This is a genomic window from Bacteroides sp. 2201st1_D9_2201SCRN_220225, assembly GCF_040928965.1.
In the GTDB taxonomy this organism is placed as follows: Bacteria; Bacteroidota; Bacteroidia; order Bacteroidales; family Bacteroidaceae; genus Bacteroides; species Bacteroides stercoris.
This window is the reverse complement of record NZ_JBCODG010000075.1, coordinates 1-21,472: the sequence shown is the minus strand read 5'-3', so window position 1 is coordinate 21,472 and position 21,472 is coordinate 1. Positions and strand designations below refer to the sequence as shown.

The 21,472-nt window shown below is 44.2% G+C and carries 10 protein-coding genes, 1 tRNA gene and 1 pseudogene; 11 read left to right on the top strand and 1 reads right to left on the bottom strand.

Annotated elements, in window-relative coordinates:
• Positions 1-414 precede the first annotated feature (414 nt).
• From AB5903_RS18585 to AB5903_RS18560, 6 genes and pseudogenes are all read left to right on the top strand, one after another.
• Complete coding sequence (locus AB5903_RS18585) at positions 415-2,862, top strand: glycoside hydrolase N-terminal domain-containing protein (RefSeq protein WP_272710695.1); 2,448 nt, start codon at positions 415-417, stop codon at positions 2,860-2,862.
• 232 nt (positions 2,863-3,094) lie between these two features.
• Positions 3,095-6,307 (top strand): annotated as a pseudogene (locus tag AB5903_RS18580) (SusC/RagA family TonB-linked outer membrane protein).
• Positions 6,308-6,342: 35 nt separating this feature from the next.
• A complete protein-coding gene (locus tag AB5903_RS18575; protein ID WP_005654683.1) occupies positions 6,343-8,238 on the top strand; it encodes a RagB/SusD family nutrient uptake outer membrane protein in 1,896 nt (631 codons plus the stop codon).
• A gap of 253 nt (positions 8,239-8,491) precedes the next feature.
• On the top strand, positions 8,492-10,069 hold the full coding sequence (locus tag AB5903_RS18570; RefSeq protein ID WP_272710697.1) for a sulfatase: 1,578 nt from the start codon (positions 8,492-8,494) through the stop codon (positions 10,067-10,069).
• A gap of 101 nt (positions 10,070-10,170) precedes the next feature.
• Complete coding sequence (locus AB5903_RS18565; protein WP_272710698.1) at positions 10,171-12,414, top strand: glycoside hydrolase family 20 protein; 2,244 nt, start codon at positions 10,171-10,173, stop codon at positions 12,412-12,414.
• 13 nt (positions 12,415-12,427) lie between these two features.
• Positions 12,428-15,205, top strand: coding sequence for an alpha-L-fucosidase (locus tag AB5903_RS18560; protein ID WP_368118100.1), 2,778 nt, complete (start codon positions 12,428-12,430; stop codon positions 15,203-15,205).
• 296 nt (positions 15,206-15,501) lie between these two features.
• Here AB5903_RS18560 and AB5903_RS18555 read toward each other — a convergent pair.
• Positions 15,502-15,575, bottom strand: a tRNA-Ala gene (locus AB5903_RS18555).
• Between the two features lie 104 nt (positions 15,576-15,679).
• On the opposite strand from AB5903_RS18555, the gene AB5903_RS18550 reads away from it, so the two are divergent.
• From AB5903_RS18550 to AB5903_RS18530, 5 genes are all read left to right on the top strand, one after another.
• Positions 15,680-15,985 (top strand): DUF4286 family protein, encoded by a 306-nt coding sequence (locus AB5903_RS18550; protein WP_022103763.1) that lies wholly within the window; start codon positions 15,680-15,682, stop codon positions 15,983-15,985.
• Entirely contained in the window at positions 15,982-16,551 is a 570-nt protein-coding gene (gene ruvC, locus AB5903_RS18545; protein WP_016661416.1) for a crossover junction endodeoxyribonuclease RuvC, read from the top strand. Before AB5903_RS18550 ends, ruvC begins: the two co-directional genes overlap by 4 nt.
• A gap of 49 nt (positions 16,552-16,600) precedes the next feature.
• Complete coding sequence (gene pulA / locus AB5903_RS18540) at positions 16,601-18,598, top strand: type I pullulanase (protein WP_195639348.1); 1,998 nt, start codon at positions 16,601-16,603, stop codon at positions 18,596-18,598.
• Positions 18,599-19,165: 567 nt separating this feature from the next.
• Positions 19,166-19,378, top strand: coding sequence for a hypothetical protein (locus AB5903_RS18535; protein WP_195639349.1), 213 nt, complete (start codon positions 19,166-19,168; stop codon positions 19,376-19,378).
• A gap of 11 nt (positions 19,379-19,389) precedes the next feature.
• Entirely contained in the window at positions 19,390-21,192 is a 1,803-nt protein-coding gene (locus tag AB5903_RS18530) for a PL29 family lyase N-terminal domain-containing protein (RefSeq protein ID WP_272710700.1), read from the top strand.
• Positions 21,193-21,472: the final 280 nt, after the last annotated feature.

The following is a 21,472-nucleotide window of genomic DNA, read 5'->3' as shown; positions in this document are numbered from 1 at the left end:
TTCAAAAAACCGTGTAATTGACTATATTTCAATAATTTCAAAGAACTATTTATCCACTTTTACGGGACAGTAGTGAATGCCTATTTTAATATGTATTTGGGTACTGAATTGAAAGATAAGTTGGACGAAACTTTCTTCAGTATGTTGCCGATTCATAGTTGGGTAACCGCTCGGCCAGCACATGCGCGGTGTGATGTCATGGGATTTGGCCACCGACTGTGATTATGAAAATTCACTTTCTTTACAGCGTGCAGTAGTAGAGGAAATCCGGAAATAACAGAGATGGAAGAAGTGGATGCGGAAATGCTATCGCAGGAATCAACTCATTGCTATGATTCTCTTTTGTGTGAGCTGCTTGGTATGTACTTTATGGATAATATGAAAAGAAACAGGATTATATTTATAGGATTGTTAATGAGCCTTGGCGTTTATGGTCAGGGCATACAACCACCCTTGTCTTACTGGTTTGATACTCCCACGACGTTAAACGGTCATGCTGTATGGTATGGTGGAAATCCGGAATTATGGAAGGATAAGAAACCTATTTCAGCTGGAGACCATGCTAAGAATCCGGATGCAGAATGGGAATCAGCTTCCTTGCCTTTGGGCAATGGCAGTATAGGTGCTAATATTTTAGGATCAATAGAAGCCGAACGTATTACCTTTAACGAGAAAACCTTATGGAGAGGAGGACCGAATACCGCTAAGGGAGCGGCGTATTATTGGAATGTAAATAAGCAGTCTGCTTATCTTCTTGACGAGATTCGTAAAGCCTTTACTGAAGGTAATCAAGAAAAGGCCGAACGTCTGACCTGCCAGAACTTCAACAGTACAGTTCCATATGAATCTTATAAAGAAGACCCATTCCGGTTCGGTAACTTTACGACGATGGGAGAATTCTACATAGAAACAGGACTAAGTACTATTGGGATAAGCGGATATCGCCGTGAACTGTCGCTCGATTCAGCCCGTGCAATAGTACAATTTTGCAAAGATGGAGTAAAATATAAGCGTACTTCATTTATATCTTATCCTGCAAACGTTTTGGTGATGCGTTATAGTGCTGACCGCCCTGCTAAACAGAACCTTAGATTCAGCTATGCTCCTAATCCGGTTTCGGCAGGCTCTTTACAACCTGAAGGGAAAAATGGATTGGTTTTTCGAGCCAGATTAGATAATAATAGTATGGAGTATGTAGTGCGTATGCGGGTTTTAACGCAAGGTGGAACTGTAACGAATACTCATGACCAACTCCTTATCGAAGGAGCGGATGAGGTGGTATTTCTGATTACAGCTGATACTGACTATCTGATTAATTTCAACCCTGACTTCACTAATCCGAAAACGTATGTGGGAGTAAATCCGGAAGAAACGACAACTTATTGGATAAATGAGGCAGAAAAACAAGGCTATGAAGCGTTATATCAAGCTCACTATGCAGATTATACAGCATTGTTCAACCGTGTGAAACTGAACTTGACAAATTCATCTGATTTTCGTGATATGCCGATTACTCAACGTTTGAGTCGTTATCGCGAAGGTCAAAAAGATTTCTATTTAGAACAATTGTACTATCAGTTTGGTCGTTACTTGTTGATAGCCAGTTCTCGTCCCGGCAATCTTCCTGCCAATTTGCAAGGTATATGGCATAATAATGTAGATGGTCCGTGGCGTGTGGACTATCACAACAATATCAATCTACAGATGAACTATTGGCCGGCATGTTCTACTAATCTGAGCGAATGCATGAAACCGCTCATAGATTTCATCCGTACTTTGGTAAAACCTGGTGAGAAGACTGCTCGGGCATATTTTGGGGCTCGTGGCTGGACGGCTTCCATTTCTGGAAATATCTTTGGTTTTACTACACCGTTGGAGAGTGAGAATATGTCGTGGAATTTCAACCCTATGGCAGGACCATGGCTGGCAACACACATTTGGGAGTATTATGATTACACCAGAGATGTGAAGTTTCTCAAAGAAATCGGTTATGAACTGATTAAAAGTAGTGCTAACTTTGCCGTAGATTACTTATGGCATAAACCCGACGGTACCTATACTGCGGCTCCTTCCACTTCTCCTGAACATGGTCCGGTAGACCAGGGAGCAACCTTCGTACATGCAGTAGTCCGTGAAATTCTACTCGATGCTATCGATGCCAGCAAAGTGCTGCGGGTGGATGCTAAAGAACGCAAATACTGGGAGCAGGTATTGGAGAAGTTGGTTCCTTATAAAATTGGGCGCTATGGCCAGCTGATGGAATGGTCTGGTGATATGGATGATCCGAAAGACCAGCATCGTCATGTGAACCATCTCTTTGGTTTGCATCCCGGGCATACGGTATCACCGATAACCACCCCTGAACTTTCCGATGCTTCCAGAGTGGTGTTGGAACACCGGGGTGATGGAGCAACCGGTTGGAGTATGGGTTGGAAACTTAATCAGTGGGCGCGTCTGCACGATGGTAATCATGCTTATAAACTTTTTGGTAATCTCTTAAAACACGGAACATTGAATAATCTTTGGGACATGCATCCGCCTTTCCAGATTGATGGGAATTTTGGTGGCACGGCCGGTGTTACGGAAATGCTGCTGCAAAGTCACATGGGATTCATTCACTTGTTGCCAGCTTTGCCCGATGCTTGGAGTGACGGTTCTGTGTCCGGACTTTGTGCCCGTGGAAATTTTTCATTGGATGTATGCTGGAAAGATGGAAAGCTGCGACAGGTTGACATTATTTCTTATGCGGGAACACCTTGCATATTGAGATATCGGGACGCTGTGCTGATTTTCAAGACTCAAAAAGGGAAAAGCTATCGTATAACCTATCAGAATGGATGTCTGATTTTGACTAAACGATAGATTTCTTGTTCGTATAGTGAAGTTTATGAATTCTTTTCCTGATTGGAAATGAATGTAATACCGATGAAATGGGCATAAATGCTTTATTTCAGAAGCTGGAGTCCTTAAAAATACTATCAATGAAAATATAGTGATTTTTAGACCTATTAATAGTGATTTTTGTACTTCGGTTTTTGGATTGTTTTGCAATTTTGCAGCGTTGAAACGACAATATTTATTTAAATTTAATTCTATGAGACAAAGACTTCAAAAGGCGATGCTTGTGATGGTGCTATGTCTGTTAGCTGTAACCACAGCTCTCGCTCAGGCCATTCAAGTGAAAGGTATTGTGTACGATGGTAATGGTGAAACGATGCCTGGTGTAAACGTACAAGTAAAAGGTGCTGCCAGTGGTACCATAACTGATGTAAATGGTAATTATACTGTTTCCGTTCCAAATTCCAATTCTATATTGGTATTCTCTTTTATTGGATATACAACGCAGGAAATAAAAGTAGGTAATCGTACCAATATTAATGTAACATTGAAAGACGACTTGCAGCAATTGGATGAAGTTGTCGTCGTGGCTTACGGTACGGCTCGCAAGGGTGACTTGACCGGTGCTTTGACTACCATGCGTCCGGATGGCAATGAGGCTATGAAAGCGACATCTATAGACAATCTGCTTGATGGTAAAGTTGCCGGTCTGGTAGTAAATACAGCATCTGCTACTCCGGGCGCTGCTTCCTCTATTACGATTCGTGGCGCCAGTTCTTTGCGTGGCGATAACCAACCTTTATATGTGATTGATAATATCCCGCAGGCTTCTACCGGTGAATTTGCTTCTTCTGGTATTTCAGGTGACTTTCAGATTGCACAAGACCCCTTGGCTTCGCTAAATCCGGCCGATATTGAAGATATTACCATATTGAAGGATGCTTCTTCTACCGCCATCTATGGTAGCCGTGGTGCTAATGGTGTCATTTTGATTACTACAAAGAAAGGTAAGGAAGGTAAGGCAAAAGTAAGTGCTTCGGCTAACTTCACCATTGCAGAGCCTTCTGAACTGTTGAATATGATGAGTTTGCGTGAACATGCCTTGTATCGTAATTCGCGTCAGACGGATGAGAAAAACTGGCAGTTCCACCTGGTTGGTGACGAAGTACGTTATGTATTTGGTGATGCTACAGGTTCTTATGATCCTGATAAACCTGAATCCTATCATGTGCTGGCTGAACGAAACTGGCAGAAAGAAATTTATCAAACAGCTTTTTCTCAGAACTATTCCGTATCTGTAAATGGTGGTACAGGTAAGACTACCTACTACGTCTCTGCTAATTTCAAGGATATTGAGGGAACCGTGAAGCAGACAGGACTGAAGCAAGGTGACTTGCGTGCCAACTTGAATGCCGACTTGTCCAAGGCTGTTTCTCTACGTTTGTCCTTGGCTGGTTCTCTCCGTCAGAACGATATGATGGCCGGTGGTAATACATTGGGTGGTTCTACAGGTGCCGTTTCACGTACGGCTTTGGACTATGCTCCATATGAAATGCCGGAGGACGACCCTGCTTTCGACCAAGAAGCTAAAACAACGGTATTCAGTTGGTTAAATGATTATGTAGACTTGGCTGATGATAAAACTTTCAATGCCAGTTTGGACCTGACATGGAAAATCAGCAAGTTTTTGCGTTATAATCTCCGTACCGGTGGTAACATCAATACCAATGAACGTAAACGCTGGTATGGTCTGGAGCTGTATCAGGGTATGAATAACCAAGGTTACTTGGCCATTTCCAATCTTGACAAGAGCAATTACTCGGTAGAGAATCTGGTAATGTATAATACGAAGCTGGGTTCTTGGGGTAATTTGGATGGTACAGTCGGTATGACTTACGAGGATTACAATTTCTTGAACAAAAATGTTGTCGGAACCAAGTTTTCTGTAATGGAAATGCGCGAAAATGGTATGCACATGGCCGGTTCTCGTGAATATCAGACACCTATTCAGAAAGATTATCAGTTGCTTTCTTACTTGGGACGCGTGAATATCAATCTTTTTGAGAAATATTTGATAACAGCCTCTATTCGTGCCGATGGTTCCAGCAAGTTTGCCAAGAATAATCGTTGGGGGTATTTTCCCTCTGCTTCTATCGCCTGGCGTTTGGAACAGGAAGAATTCATGAAGAGTTTGAAATGGCTGAGCCAATTGAAGCTTCGTTTGAGCTATGGTATCACTGGTAACCAGAGTATCGATCCGTATTCTACTTTTGCCATGTATGGTGGTGGTAGTATTATCTATGCCGACAAACTGGGCAATGCATTGAATACGCTTACTATTACTAACTTGGCAAACAATAGCTTAAAATGGGAAAAGACAGCTTCCTAGAACGTGGGAGTAGACTTCGGCTTTTGGAATTCCCGTTTGACAGGTACTATAGATGTTTATAATAAGAAAACTACAGACTTGCTTATCAGTCGGGATCTTCCGGGTTCGGCAGGTTTCTCTACAACCTATTATAACCAAGGATCATTGACAAACAAAGGTGTGGAATTCTCACTGAATGCCTGCATCATTGACCATAAAGACTGGAAATGGAATGTAAGCGGAAATATAGGTGTCAACAAGGGAAAAATCGGTGATTTGGGTATGTTGCCTGGACAATTTGGTGCATTGGGTGAAAGAGTCGGTTACTTTGGTAATTCTTTGGGTGACCACTTCGGTGTAGGCCATGTGTTCCTGGCAGGTGAAGCTCCGGGACAGTTCTACGGTTATGTGACTGACGGTATCGTACAGGTTGACGATGTGGTAGAAGGTAAGGGCATCCGTTATACTAAGACTGATGGAACGGAAGGTTACTATAAGACTGCCATGGGGCAGACATTGAAAGCCGGTGACGTGAAGTTTGTCGACAGAAACGAAGACGGTGTGGTAGATGATAAGGATAAGGATATTATCGGTAATCCCAATCCGGACTTTACTTATGGTATCCAGACCAGCCTTTCCTGGAAGTCGCTGACGCTGAAAGCTGCTTTCAACGGAGTACAAGGTCGTGATATATTGAACACCGGTAACCGTTACATAAACACACCGGGTATGAAGTCCAACAACATCACTTCTGAAGCTTATCAGGGAATGTGGACTGCCGAAAACCCCAGCAATCTCTTCCCCTCGGCCAACTTTGAGGTACAGAACATGGTGATGGACCGTTATGTAGAGGATGGAAGTTACTTCCGGTGTTCAGACATTACATTGAGCTATGTTTTGCCTAAGAGCCTGATTTCCAAAATCGGAATGAAAAACATGTCAGTATTTGCCAGTGTGAAGAATGCCTTCATCCTTACCGACTACAGCGGTTATGACCCTGAAGTGAACAGTTTTGCCTTCGACGGACTTCGTCCGGGCGTGGATATGAACTCTTATCCTACACCGCGTTCCTACATCTTCGGTTTGAACCTTACTTTTTAATTCCATTACACTAACAACTTAAATGACTGAATAATATGAAGAATTTTAAATATATTGCTTTTTCTTTCCTGCTTACCGGCAGTGCTGTTTTGACCGGTTGTTTGGATGAAGAGCCCCTTTATTCCCAAAATAATTTGGTGATTTTCAGCAGTGAGTCCAATGCCAGGCAAGCTCTCTTGGGATGCTACGGCTATATGGCTGCTCCCAACGGATATGGTCAGCAATGGCAGGAATTGCCTATCAGCGCTTCTGGCTTTGCTTGGACAAACCGTAATTCCGGTGAAGACCCTAATGTCAGTTTAAATGTATTGACTTCCAGTACACAAGTGGAGTATGCTTGGAACGGTATGTATAAAGTAATCGCTGAAGTCAATGCTTTCCTTGACTATTTGAACAAGAGTGAACTCTCGGATGATATCAAAAACAAGCTGGGGGCAGAAGCACGTTTCTTGCGTGGTGTTGCCTATTACAACTTGGTTTCCCATTTTGGTGACGTTCCCATGAGAACTTCAGCCTCTTCTTCCGATGGAATCGCTATGCCCCGTACGCCGAAAGAACAGGTGTTCGGATTGATTATCGATGATTTCAAGTCAGCTTTGGTGTTACCGGAAACACAAAATGATGGCTATGCCACAAGTCTGGCAGCCAAGGCTTATTTGGGCAAAGTGTATCATAAAATGGCTTGCTTGGACATTGATAAACAAACGAATCTGAACAATGCCAAAGCCATGTTTGATGAAGTGTACGGAAAATATCAACTTCAACCGAAATTTGGCGACTTGTTTGTAGACAATGTAAATGGAAGTAAAGAATCAATCTTCCAATTGAACTATAACGCAGAGTCCACTTTGGTATTCAATCGTGCTTGTAACCGTTTTGCTCCGGCTCACTCAAACAGTGGTATCGCATGGGGGACGTACAAGGCAACCAAAGCGCTTTATGACTGGATGCGTGCTACCTATCCCGGTGATCCCCGTTTGGAAATAAATTTCCTTACCAGCTGGCGCCAGCATAAGAATAATCAGGCTGATGATGTACCGCAAAAGGGCGACCAACCGTGTGCCAACGACTCTACTTACTCTTATCCGTACATCACATATAAGGTGAAAGGTGTCTATGTGATGAAAGACGGAAAACCAGTAATGGAAAACGGCATACCGCTACAGCAAGATTTTGTAGCAGAACTTCCTTATGCAGACATGGAAGACCCTTCGAATCCTTCTATAGCAAAATTTGCTGACTATACCAAGATGGCGGAGGCAATGAATCCTGATAAAAAGGTTCCTTTAACAGGTCAGGCTCTAAAAGATTCCACACGTTTGGCCCGTATTGGAGAAAGTGTACAAACAGATTATGCAGCTTCTGGCAAAGAACACGCTTCTCCCTATTTCGGAAAAATGTTCGATAAGAAAGCTACGGGTACACGCAGTCATAAAAATCTGATTGTATACCGTTATGCCGAAATGTTGCTTTTGATGGCCGATGTATATAATGAATTGGGGCAGAAAGACCGTGCTATTGATTTAGCTAATGAGGTATTGACACGTGCCCGACAATCATCTGCAGGGACTTCTGCTCAGCCGGCTGACTGGCCGAAGACTTTGACGCAGGATGAAGTGAGAGAGCATCTGTATTACGAACGGATCTTTGAATTTGCAGGTGAGCCCAATATGTATGAAATGGTACGGTTGAAAGGTGTGGAACTCTTTAAAAAAGCCTTGGAAAAACACAATAATCATGAGATAACGAGAGCCTCGGTAGAAACGTATCAGGAAACAAAAAATAATAAGCAGGATCGTCTTTATAACGAAGCGGAAGGTGGAGCATTGACTCAGGACTTCTTGAAGAAGAATCTGCTATTGCCGATACCTTTGTCAGAAATCAATTATAACGAAGGCATTACGGTAGATGACAACAACTTTGGTTATTAATCTATTTTTGCCTTAGTAGCAGTTTTGCAGATATTTGCTGGAGGCATAGAGTAGCTGTTTGCTCTGTGCCTCCTTTTATTTATTAAGCTAAGTCCGGGATGCACTCTCCATACTAATCAAAATAATATGAAAATAGCGATTATTGGAGTTTTTATAGTAAATATAGGGCTGTAATCTATATAAGAGCTTGCCATTTTTGCAGACGGAATTAATAATATAGTGTGTGTAATCCATAATTCGTAATCCTAATAAAATGAAAACAACACATGTACTTTTTTCAGTAGCAGGGGTGACTATTGTATCTTCCTCACTTTTTTCTTGCCAGCAAAAGCAGGAACAGAAATATAAGCCGTATAATATTGTGTACATCATGACCGATGACCATACGGCACAGATGATGAGTTGCTATGATCGTCGTTATGTTCATACTCCCAATTTAGACCGTATTGCGTCTGATGGAGTGCGATTTGCCAATAGTTTTGTGGCCAATTCGCTTAGCGGGCCTAGTCGTGCCTGCATGCTCACAGGTAAACACAGTTGCGGTAATAAGTTTTACGACAATAGTACTTGCGTATTTGATGGTACTCAGCAGACTTTCCCGAAAATTTTGCGTGAAAACGGTTATCAGACAGCAATTATCGGGAAGTGGCACTTGGAAAGTCTTCCTACTGGATTCGATTATTGGGAAATTGTTCCCGGTCAGGGTAATTACTACAATCCGGATTTTATTAACATGAACAACGACACTATCCGGAAGAAAGGATATATAACGAATCTTATCACAGATATGAGTATTGACTGGATGGAAAACTCACGGGACAAGAAGAAGCCGTTCTGTCTGCTCATTCACCACAAAGCCATCCACCGGAATTGGTTACCGGAAATCAAAAATCTTTCACTTTACGAAGATAAAGTCTTTCCATTGCCGGAAAATTTCCATGATGATTACGAAGGACGTATTGCCGCTGCTTCTCAGGAAATGGGCATTGCTGAAGATATGGATCTTATATATGATTTGAAAATGCTGAAAGACGGTCAGGAGTCGCGTTTGAAAAAGACATATGAATGTATGCTGAACCGTATGGACTCGCTTGAGCGCAAGCAGTTTGAAGATTTTTACGCACCTATTACTGAAGAGTTCTATAAGCTCAACTTGAAAGGCAAGGAACTGGCGGAATGGAAATATCAGCGGTATATGAGAGACTATATGAAGGTGGTTAAGTCATTGGATGACAATGTCGGAAGAATCCTGGATTATTTGGAAGACAAAGGTATGCTGGAAAATACATTGGTGGTTTATACCTCTGATCAGGGATTCTACATGGGTGAGCACGGATGGTTTGACAAACGTTTCATGTATGAGGAGTCTATGCACACACCATTGCTTATGCATCTGCCCAAAGGGCTGAAGGCAAAAGGAGAAATCCGTGAGATGGTACAGAACATCGACTATGCTCCTACCTTTCTGGAACTTGCTGGCATTCCAGTGCCCGAGGATATGCACGGAGTATCATTGCTGCCGCTATTGAGAGGTGAGCATCCGGTGGATTGGCGCAAGGCTTTGTACTATCATTTTTATGAATATCCGGCAGAGCATATGGTTAAACGTCATTACGGAGTACGGACAGACCGTTTCAAACTTATTCATTTTTACAATGATATTGACACTTGGGAGCTGTATGACCTGAAGGTGGATCCTACAGAAATGCATAATTTATACGGAAACAGCGACTATACGTCAATTGTAGATAGTTTGAAAGAGACCATGCTGGAGCTGCAAGAGCAGTATAACGATCCGGTGCGGTTCTCGCCGGAACGTGATAGAGACTGATTTTTCACCATATAAATATAGAAATGAAAAAAAATATCTTCATTTTGACCTTCTTCTTTTTGTGTGTCTGCATTCTTTATGTCAGAGGTGAAGAGCGCAAGATGCAAAAATTAGAAATTGTACCTGCACCGGAGAATTTTACGCTTGAAAAGGGTAATTTCATATTTAAAGCCAGTACGGTAATCACCGTAGAGGATACAGCTATGGTATCTGTAGCAGAACAGTTCGCCTCGCTGTTCAATGTTCCTGCAGGCTTTACTCCTCAAGTGAAAACAACAGCGAAAGCCGGTGACGTCTGCCTTCGTTTTGACAGTTCCTTAAAAAAAGAAGCTTATCGCCTGGTCATCACTCCTAAGCGGATTAACGTGTATACATCGAGTAAAGAAGGGGCGTTCTATGCCTTTCAAAGCTTGCGCCAACTTCTGCCTTCAGAGCTGGAGGGAGGAGAGCGTGCAATGAATGTCGACTGGAGCGTACCGGCTGCTACCGTCAATGACAGTCCCCGTTTCGGGTACAGAGGCGTGATGATTGATGTAGCCCGATATTTTATTCCTAAAGAAGACCTTTTACGTCTGATAGATTGTATATCTTTGTTGAAGATAAATACATTGCACTTGCATCTTACTGATGATAACGGTTGGCGCATTGAGATAAAAAAGCATCCTTTGCTTACGGCTGTAGGCTCCCGTCGCGTAGAACGGGAAGGCTTGCTTTTCCATGAGAGGCACAACCAACGGCAAGGTGAGCCTACCGTGGAAAAAGGATTCTATACCCAGACGGACATACGCGAGATTGTGGCATATGCTTCCTCACGGTGCATTGAAATTATACCTGAAATAGATATGCCGGCACACAGCAATGCGGCTCTTGCAGCCTATCCGATGCTTGCTTGTCCTGTAGTGGATAAATTCATTGGTGTGTTGCCGGGACTCGGGGGGAATCATGCTGACATCATTTATTGTGCGGGGAATGAAAATGTTTATCATTTCCTGCAAGACGTTCTTGATGAGGTAATGGCGCTTTTTCCTTCCCGGTATATTCATTTAGGGGGTGATGAGGCTTGGAAAACGCATTGGAAGCAATGCCCGCTTTGCCAGAAACGTATCAGAGAGGAAAAACTGGCGGATGAGGAAGATTTGCAAGGCTATTTTATGCGACGTATGAGCAAGTATGTACAAAGCAAGGGGCGTGAAGTGATGGGATGGGACGAACTGACCCAATCGCAGATACCTGATGATGCTATTATATTTGGCTGGAGAGGTATGGGTGAAGCTGCGCTAAAAGCAGCCGGGCAAGGGCATCGCTTTGTAATGACTCCTGCTCGTGTCATGTATCTTATCCGTTATCAAGGTCCCCAATGGTTTGAACCGTATACCTATTTTGGAAATAATACATTGAAAGATATTTATAGTTATGAACCTGTGGGACCGACTTGGAATGATGGGATAAAGTCGCTGTTGATGGGTGTGCAAGGTTCTATGTGGACAGAGTTCTGCAACCGGACCAGTGATGTGGAATATATGTTGTTCCCCCGGTTGGCGGCTGTGGCTGAAGTGGGGTGGACTATACCAGGAAAGAAAGACTGGAGCCGCTTTCTGAAAGCACTGGATCATTTTACGGAACGATTGGCCGTCAAAGGAGTGAATTTCGCCCAATCAATGTATAATATTCAGCACTCTGTAACGGTTCGCAATGGCAAGTTACAAGTCACCCTGGATTGTATTCGTCCCGATGTGGAGATAGCCTATACCTTGGACGGGGGTGAACCAACGGTCAACTCTCCGCGCTATGTAAAACCTCTGATTGTAAAACAGAGCACGCTGCTGAAATGTGCAACTTTTTACAATGGAAAGCGTATGGGGAAAATGCTGACGTTGCTGGTTGGTTTGAATAAGGCGACAGCTTGTACAGTGTATACGGACTCTCCGGCAAAGGATGTGCTGGTTAACGGAGTCAGAGGGAGCAGTCGCAGTTCTGACTTTGAATGGGCGTCATGGGAAAATAACGATACAATCTGCATCACCCTTGACTTAGGCAAGAAAACCCGTATGCAGAAACTCATAATGGGATTCAACAACAGTTACGGCATGGGCATCCACAAACCGCGCAGGATGGAGGTCTGGGTATCGCCGGATGATCGTCAATACCGGAAAATAAAAGAACAGTCCTTTACAGAGACGGAAATATTCAGACAGGGTATGTTTACAGAGGATGTGCAGTTTGATTTAAAAGATGAGTCTCGCTATGTGCGTATTGTTGCCTATGGAGCTGGTATGAATCCGCCAACGCATGTTCGTCCGGAGCAAACAACGAAGGTGTGCATAGATGAGATAATTATTGAATAGAAAAAGAATAACCATGAAAAAGACATTTTTTTCTGCTTTGATGTTGTTGAGCTGTTATACACAGTCCAATGCACAGGAATATTACGAAAAGCATTTGGAATTTCCACCACAAGCTACGGTGGAGGAGAAAATAGATATGGCCTCCCGGTTAGTACCCACACCACAGCAGTTGGAGTGGCAACAGATGGAACTGACGGCTTTTTTACATTTTGGTATCAATACTTTTACAGAACGTGAATGGGGAGACGGCAAGGAGGATCCTGCGCTTTTCAATCCAACCGGACTAGATTGCGAGCAATGGGTGCGTGCCTTGAAAGAAGGAGGTTTCAAGATGGCTGTCATTACTGCCAAGCATCATGATGGCTTTTGTCTATGGCCGACCAAGACTACCCGGCATTCTGTAGTGTCGTCACCTTGGAAGAATGGCAAGGGAGATGTGGTGCGCGAATTACGCAATGCCTGCAAGAAATATGGCTTGAAGTTCGGTATATATCTTTCACCTTGGGATCGCAATGCCGAATGTTACGGACAAGGCGATGCCTATAACCGGTTCTTCATCGAGCAGCTTACGGAGTTGCTTACCAACTATGGAGAAGTGCATGAAGTGTGGTTCGACGGAGCCAATGGGGAAGGGCCTAATGGCAAAAAGCAAATTTATGATTGGGAGGCTATTGAGCGTACAATCAGGCGTTTACAACCAAAAGCGGTTACTGCTGTCATGGGCGATGACGTTCGTTGGGTAGGCAACGAGAAGGGCATCGGACGTAAGACGGAATGGAGCGCTACGGTATTGACTCCTGGTATTTATTCCCGTGCCATAGGACAAAATAAGGAGCTGGGAGTATTTGGCAAGTCAAAAGATTTGGGAAGCCGGGACATTGTGGCACGTGCAAAAGAGCTTTTTTGGTTTCCTTCGGAGGTGGATGTATCTATCCGTCCGGGCTGGTTTTACCATTCCAAGGAGGATAGTCATGTAAAATCGCTTGCGCATCTGGCAGATATCTACTTCAAGTCGGTAGGATATAATTCGGTGTTATTGCTCAATATTCCACCCAATAAGTCGGGACTTATCCATGAAAATGATTGCCGCAGGCTAAAAGAGTTCTCTACTTACCTCAAAAATACTTTTGAAAAAGATTATCTGAAGAGGGGGAGAACACGGTGGGAAGCCCTATCAGGTACATCGAAAGAATACATGGTACGGAAGGATGCTCTTGTAAACACCTTTATGATTCAGGAGGATATAACCAAAGGACAACGTGTGGAAAGTTTTTTATTAGAAGGCTATTGGGATGGGAATTGGCGGACACTTGCCGAAGGTACTACTGTGGGCTACAAGCGTTTGGTGCGTTTTACAGAGTGCCAACCGGAGAAAATTCGTCTGACGATACGCTCTGCGCGTAACGAAGCTCACATTCTGCGTACAGGACTTTTTTATGCCCGTCCGCTGACAGACAATAGCGCTAAAGTTCAGTTGGGAAATGTGCCGGTAAGCCAATGGCGTCTTTCCGGTACGGATGAGACTATGCGGAAAGCTTTTGATAAAAATGTACAGACAGTATGGCGTACGGAAGGGCTCAAAACATTCATGGTAGATTTGGGGCGCGATGCCGAAATCACCGGATTCAGCTATACACCTGCGCAGGACGATAATCTGGCAGGAACTATCTATAAATACCGTTTTGAAGTCAGTATGGATGGCTCGCATTGGAAAACATGTGCCACATCCGGGGAGTTCAGTAACATTATGCATAACCCTGTGACTTGTTTCGTACATTTTGAACAAAGTTATAGAGGACGTTTCTTCCGTCTGGTTCCTCTTGCTGAAATAAGTGGGAAACCATGCACATCGATTGCTGAAATAGGAATATTCGCTGTTGCTTTACCTGCTAAAGATGATGAATCTGCAGTCTATCCCGTTCCCGGTGCACCGCTTACTTTAAAAGTTGGGGATGCGCATCCGTCGGTGGATGGATGGAGTTTTTTCACAGCACATGAATTCCTGGAGCGGGATACCCGTAATGGACTGCCGTTGGGATTCATCGAACATCGAGGCAAGCATATGAGTCGTGATGCCCGGGTAGATAACAGCCGTTGTTCGGAAGTGAAGAATGGTGTATTGCAGATTCGTAGCATAGAAGAAGCTGATTCGGTGGATAACCGTTTCGGTAAGCGTGTGAAATTCTCACATGGATGTTATCGGACTGCTCTGCCCGGAAGTAGTGAGGAGTGGTGTAATTTTACAGAAAATATGCGCATTGAGGTGCGATTCAAACGTAATGCCTATGAGGGGTTCAACGATGCGTTGTGGTTTATGGGCAATAATAATCTTCCTTGGCCTGCCAATGGTGAGATAGATCTTTTGGAGAACCCTAAAAGGAAATTGAACAACCGTGCTCATTTCACCCTGCACTCGGAAAATCATTATGCCGGTGTAGTGGGTGGTGCAGGAAGTGTTACTTCGTCTATTGAAATCAGAGATATGTCAAAATGGAATATCTATTGGTTGGAATGGTATCCCGACCGTATAGTAGGTGGGGTAAATGGAGCTACTTATTTTGAGCACAAACGAGGGGAAAATGGTAATACCGATTGGCCGTGGAGTGATCCTAAAGGTTTCTTTATGATTTTTAGCACCGGTATCTCAACCAATCCCAAAGCATGGGCCGGAGCTGTGAAACCTGAACTGTGGGACAACAGCGCCATGCCTTGTATGTACATAGATTGGATACGTGTTTATGTCAATAAACAATATAAAGGAGCGGCAGCTCCTGCCGTGAAATACTATTAGAAGGAGAACAGGCCGATGTTAAAAGCAGGACTGGGAGTACGGTCCGTTATGTGCAATAGTCGGGATTTGTTTTTTCATATATTGGTAAGGAGGAGCAGTACACGATGTTGTATCGCTCCTCTTTCCATTTATAAGCAAGCCAAATAAAATGGGGCAATATGCGCTTTTCTTTTTCGCTGGGGGGAGTTGCTTTTTACGACCTCTTTGAATGAGTATAAAAGAATGGGGAAAAGAAAATAAAAAAATCCTTGAATGCTCGGAATTCAAGGATTTGTATAATTAATTTTGATAACTTGTGGAGCGTATGAGACTCGAACTCATCACCTCGACACTGCCAGTGTCGCGCTCTAGCCAGATGAGCTAACGCCCCGTTGCTAACGTTTGCAGAACTACCTGCTTTATTTGATGGCGCAAATATAATGCATTATTCTGAAATAATTGCTATGTTTGCGCAATAAAATGCAAAAAGAAATTATGTTGATCTATAATACGACCTATCATGTAGAGGAAGGACAGGAGAAATACTTCCTCACCTGGATGCAGGAATTTTATCTTCCCGAAGTAGAGAAGCACGGTGCGCTGTATGCTCCGCGCATTGCACGCATACTAAGCCATATTGAGGAGGGAAGTGTCTGTTACTCTGTACAGTTTGAGGTGGAAAATTCAGCCATACTTCATCGTTGGCATCAGGAACAGGGAGTGAAGCTGAACGAGGAATTACTGAAAATATTCAAGGACAAAGTAATCGGTTTCCCGACATTAATGGAGGTGATAGTGTGATACAGCCGGTAAAGGAAAAAATTATTTTGGGTATCGACCCCGGTACTACCATTATGGGGTACGGGGTGCTGCGTGTGGCGGGAACCAAGCCCGAAATGATTGCTATGGGTATCATAGACCTTCGCAAATTTGGCGACCACTATCTGAAACTTCGCCACATCCACGAACGGGTACTGGGTATTATCGAGAGTTATCTGCCGGACGAACTTGCCATTGAAGCGCCTTTCTTCGGAAAGAACGTGCAGTCCATGCTGAAACTGGGACGTGCGCAGGGGGTGGCTATGGCTGCTGCCCTGAGCCGTGATATTCCCATTACCGAGTATGCTCCTCTGAAGATAAAAATGGCGATAACGGGAAACGGACAGGCATCTAAAGAGCAGGTGGCGGATATGCTGCAGCGCATGCTTCATTTTCCGAAGGAGGAAATGCCCGTATTCATGGATGCCACCGACGGGCTTGCCGCTGCCTACTGCCATTTTCTGCAAATGGGGCGTCCTGTTGCAGAGAAAGGATATCACGGCTGGAAAGACTTCATAGCCAAGAATCCCGACAAAGTAAAACGCTGACCTATACCTTATATATTATACTTAATATTTTATACTTAAAAATACTACCATGAAATTGAACAATCTTGTCATTATCGGAGTTGCGGCTACAACAGTTGCCAGTTGCGCCCCCTCAAAGAAAGAATACGCGTCGTACGAACTCTATCCGGTCCGTACGGGCAGTCTGGCAGAAATGGAATATGCTCCGGCTGCTACGCAATTTACGCTTTGGTCGCCTACTGCGGATGAAGTGCGTCTGATGCTGTATGATGCGGGAGAGGGCGGACATGCGTACGAAACGGTTGCCATGTCGCCCGCCGAAGACGGTACGTGGACGACTAAGGTGGAGCAGGATTTGAAAGGCAAGTTCTATACTTTCAATGTAAAAATCAACGGAAAATGGCTGGGCGATACGCCGGGTATCAATGCGCAGGCTGTAGGTGTAAACGGTAAGCGTGCGGCTGTTATCGATATGCGGGAAACCGACCCGGAAGGCTGGGCGGAAGATAAACGTCCGCCGCTGGCATCGCCTGCCGATGTGATAATCTACGAGGTACATCACCGTGACTTCTCCATAGACCCCTCTTCGGGCATTCGGAACAAAGGCAAGTTCCTTGCAATGACGGAAACAGGTACGGCAAATCCGGACAAGCTGGCAACCGGTATCGACCACCTGAAAGAACTGGGAGTGACGCATGTGCACATCCTTCCTTCCTATGATTATGCCTCTGTAGATGAATCCAGACTGGACGAGAACAAATACAACTGGGGGTATGACCCGCAGAATTACAATGTGCCCGACGGCTCGTATGCCACCGACCCTTATAAACCGGATGTGCGTATCCGTGAGTTCAAGCAAATGGTGCAAGCCTTGCATAAGGCAGGCATCCGCGTAGTGCTGGATGTGGTGTACAATCACACTTTCAATACGGCCGAGAGCAATTTCGAGCGTACCGTTCCCGGATATTTCTATCGTCAGGCTCCGGACGGCGGTTTCGCAGATGCTTCTGCATGCGGCAACGAAACGGCGAGCGACCGCCCTATGATGCGCAAATATATGGTAGAGTCCGTATTGCACTGGATAAACGAATACCATATCGACGGTTTCCGTTTCGACTTAATGGGCATTCACGACATCGAAACCATGAACGAAATACGCAAGGCGGCAACAGCGGTAGACCCTACCATCTTTATTTATGGAGAAGGATGGGCCGCATCGGCTCCCCAATTGGCGCAGGACTCCTTGGCGATGAAAGCCAATACCTATAAGATGCCGGGTATCGCAGCTTTCTCCGACGAAATGCGTGATGCGTTGCGCGGTCCGTTCAACGATAACCGTCAGGGCGCTTTCCTTGCCGGACTGCCGGGGGGAGAGGAGAGTATCAAATTCGGTATTGTCGGTGCTGTCAGGCATCCGCAGGTTGATAATGGAAAAGTGAATTACAGTAAGGCTCCCTGGGCGGAACAACCCACGCAGATGATTAGCTATGTATCTTGCCACGATGATATGTGCCTGGTGGACAGACTGAAGTCCAGCATCCCCGGTATCACTCCCGAAGAGCTTGCCCGGTTGGATAAGCTGGCGCAAACGGCGGTGTTCACTTCGCAGGGCGTGCCTTTCATCTATGCAGGCGAGGAAGTGATGCGCGATAAGAAGGGCGTACACAACAGCTATCAAAGTCCGGACTCCGTCAATGCCATCGACTGGAAACGCAAGACGGAGCATGCCGATGTGTTTGCTTATTATAAAGGATTGATTCAGTTGCGTAAACATCATCCGGCTTTCCGCCTGGGAGATGCCGGACTGGTTCGCAAACATCTGGAGTTCCTGCCGGCTGAGGGCGGCAACGTAGTGGCTTATCGGTTGAAAGAGCATGCCGGCGGTGATGCGTGGGGAGATATCTATGTGGTGTTGAATGCGCGTAAGGAAACGGCTAAGGTATCAGTACCCGAAGGCAAATATACGGTTGTTTGCAAGGACGGATTTATCAGTGAGAAGGGATTGGGAACGATGTACGGACCGGAGATTTCAGTTCCGGCACAGTCTGCGCTTATTTTCTATAAATAAGAGGGCTTTGGGCACAAGAATGCTGGAGTTTATTCCTGATTACTTAGGTTAAACTGATAGTTTATTAGGAATAAACCTGAAGTTTATTCCTAATGAACCTGAAGTTTAATGGGGATAAACTGGTGATGCATCCGCGAGAAATGAGAAGAGATAATGAGCATATCCGTTGGCAAGCTAGCGTAATAAGTGGTGGCAGTTTCAGGTATTCCTGAAAAAAGTGAAATAAAAACAGAACAATCCCGCTTTGGTTGGGAAAAACTGTTTATCTTTGTAACAGTCCGTTGGGTGCAATGGATCTATATTTTTGTAAGAAGCGTTATTGAAATTATCTTCGTCTATCAAACTTCGCAACTTTGAAATGCACTTGAAGGTGATAACAACAACGCTCACGTCTGTGTTATATACCTACTTTCTTCCCAGGTATACCGGGAAGAAAAGTATCTATATACAAAACGACGTGAGTGGCTGTTGTTTATCTAAGTGCAAGGCAATGCGAAGGCCTGATAGATAAGATAAACAAATACAGCGACTCACGTTTTTTGTATGTTTAACTTAATACTATGCCACATGACGAAAAAAACACATCTCTCATCCTTTATGCAGTTACAGGTAGCAGCTCAAGACTCCTTGTATGCTTCCAACCGGGAAATTTTCTATAAGGAAAATTGTACGGAACGAAAAGTGCTGCTTCCGATGCAATTGTATCGGAAAGATATTCTTGCAGGAAGCATTCTTGCATTTGCCGGCTGTATTTTACTTTCTAATCCGTTAATCAATTAAAATTTCTTCTCATGAAAAAGAATTTATTTTTATTGTTTGCTGCCACATTTATATTGTGCAGTTGTGCTCAGCAGAGCCTTGATGAAATACGTGCAGAACAGACTGCCCTCAATGCCCGACTTTCTGCCCTTGAGGAGTGGCAGAAGACAGCTAACGTGCAAATCGAGAGTATGCAAAGTCTTATTGCTGCTCTTGCTGATAACGATTACGTTACAGGTGTAAGTGAATTACCAGATGGTTCAGGTTATATGATTGCTTTTCTGAAAAATGAAACTGTAATAATAAAGAACGGAAGGCAAGGCGAAAAAGGTAATGACGGCGCTCCAGGTATTGTTCCCAATATAGGCGTGAAAGAGAACGGCGGCGTTTATTACTGGACTTTGGACGGTTCCTATATATTGGACAACGATGGCAGCCCTCTGCGTGTTACAGGCGAACGGGGCGAGACCGGTATGAAAGGTGACGATGCTGTTGCTCCGAGAGTCCGCATCAATGCAGTTAGCAAAGAATGGGAAATCTCTATCGACAAAGGTGTTTCTTGGACATCTACAGGTGTAAAAGCTATAGGTAAAGACGGCGTTGACGGCACAGACGGGATAAATGGGGCTTCCAGCTCTATTACAGTAGACGATAGCGGCAATTCTGTTATTATTACTATAACCAATACGGATGCAGCAGGAACGGTAACTTGCACTGAACTGATAGAACTTCCCCTTTATAGGGCTTTTTACATTGGTGACGACCAGGCAGGGCAGGCTAATTCCGCCTTAATCATAACTGCCTTTACTACCGAAATTCCTTTCACGTTTCCAGCAGGTTTCAGGGAAAGCGACTGTACTGCTATCATGGTTCAAGTCGTCAGTGACAAGGGTGTCGGCACCGATATCCGGACACGAGCCGCTGCAACGCCTTGGAGTGCAACAATAACGAAACCTGTTGCTTCACAGGGAGTTTATACATCTGTTATTACCGTTCATGCTCCTGCGGGCATTGATATTGGCGACAAAGCCATGCTTGAAGTAACCATAGTGGGGACAGACGGAAGAATAACATGTGTTGCTCGTGCACTGATTTCCAATATCACAGCGACTGTGGGCGATTATTATTACAGCGACGGCACTTTTTCCACAACTCTTGACAATACGAAAACTCCGATAGGTGTCATTTTCCATACAGGTAATGTAGCGGAGAATGATAGTAAATTGAAAGGGAAAATAAGCGATACTTCCAAAACCATTATAATGGGGGATGAAGTAAATAGTATTAAAAAGTCTGCACATGGTTTGGTTGTTGCCTTGAAGGATGCAAGCGCTGGCATCAGTTGGCAATCCGTTTATCGGCAAACCGGTATAGGTGTCTCCGAAACAAGTCATATATGTGGTTATAGCAATACACAGGCAATGAAGGCATGGAATGATGATGCGAGTAATAGTGGCAGTTTATTAAAAGCATATATGGAAATTGCTGCATACACTTCTGACAATCCGACTCCACAGAGCAGTAGCGGTTGGTATTTTCCTTCTGTACGTGAACTCTCCACACTCTGTTCGGGCTGGGTAGAAAGTGGCTGGTCGGAAAATGGAAACTATGGCGGTATAAATGTTTCCGGAAGTAATGTCAACGTTGTCAATGAGAAGTTAGAGGCTTTGTCTGACTTCGAAGCTCAAAAAGTTGGTGAAGCTCTTTATTGGTCTTCTTCAGAAGTTCCGGATAATGGCGACAATGCATTTTTTGTAAATATGTACCTTGGCTACGTGTCGAATGGAGTTAAGGGCAATATGCTTGACCGGGTACGGGCTGTTTTGGCTTTTTAAGCCGTTTTCTGTTTTTCAACATCGGCTAACAGATTTTGAATTTCTATTTTCCTTACTTTGTGGTTATACGGTTCTCATATCCGCAAAATTGATGAAAGTTTGAAAAATGTGAAAACGAAATCGGGAAGTGACAACAACAGGAGTGGCGATGTCGGAAAAAGATTTTTTTCTCTTATCTTTCCTCTATGAAAAGATAAAGATTGCCCCTGTCTTTATGGCTCCTTTACTTAGTTTATGGTGTTAATGAGCATGAATGTATTGACCGTTCTATCAAGAGCAG

Excerpts from the sequence above, each read along its gene's own strand:
- AB5903_RS18585 (WP_272710695.1), top strand. The coding sequence starts at position 415 with ATGAGCCTTGGCGTTTATGGTCAGGGCATACAACCACCCTTGTCTTAC.
- AB5903_RS18575 (WP_005654683.1), top strand. The coding sequence starts at position 6,343 with ATGAAGAATTTTAAATATATTGCTTTTTCTTTCCTGCTTACCGGCAGT.
- AB5903_RS18570 (WP_272710697.1), top strand. The coding sequence starts at position 8,492 with ATGAAAACAACACATGTACTTTTTTCAGTAGCAGGGGTGACTATTGTA.
- AB5903_RS18565 (WP_272710698.1), top strand. The coding sequence starts at position 10,171 with ATGCAAAAATTAGAAATTGTACCTGCACCGGAGAATTTTACGCTTGAA.
- AB5903_RS18560 (WP_368118100.1), top strand. The coding sequence starts at position 12,428 with ATGAAAAAGACATTTTTTTCTGCTTTGATGTTGTTGAGCTGTTATACA.
- AB5903_RS18550 (WP_022103763.1), top strand. The coding sequence starts at position 15,680 with ATGTTGATCTATAATACGACCTATCATGTAGAGGAAGGACAGGAGAAA.
- pulA (WP_195639348.1), top strand. The coding sequence starts at position 16,601 with ATGAAATTGAACAATCTTGTCATTATCGGAGTTGCGGCTACAACAGTT.
- AB5903_RS18535 (WP_195639349.1), top strand. The coding sequence starts at position 19,166 with ATGACGAAAAAAACACATCTCTCATCCTTTATGCAGTTACAGGTAGCA.
- AB5903_RS18530 (WP_272710700.1), top strand. The coding sequence starts at position 19,390 with ATGAAAAAGAATTTATTTTTATTGTTTGCTGCCACATTTATATTGTGC.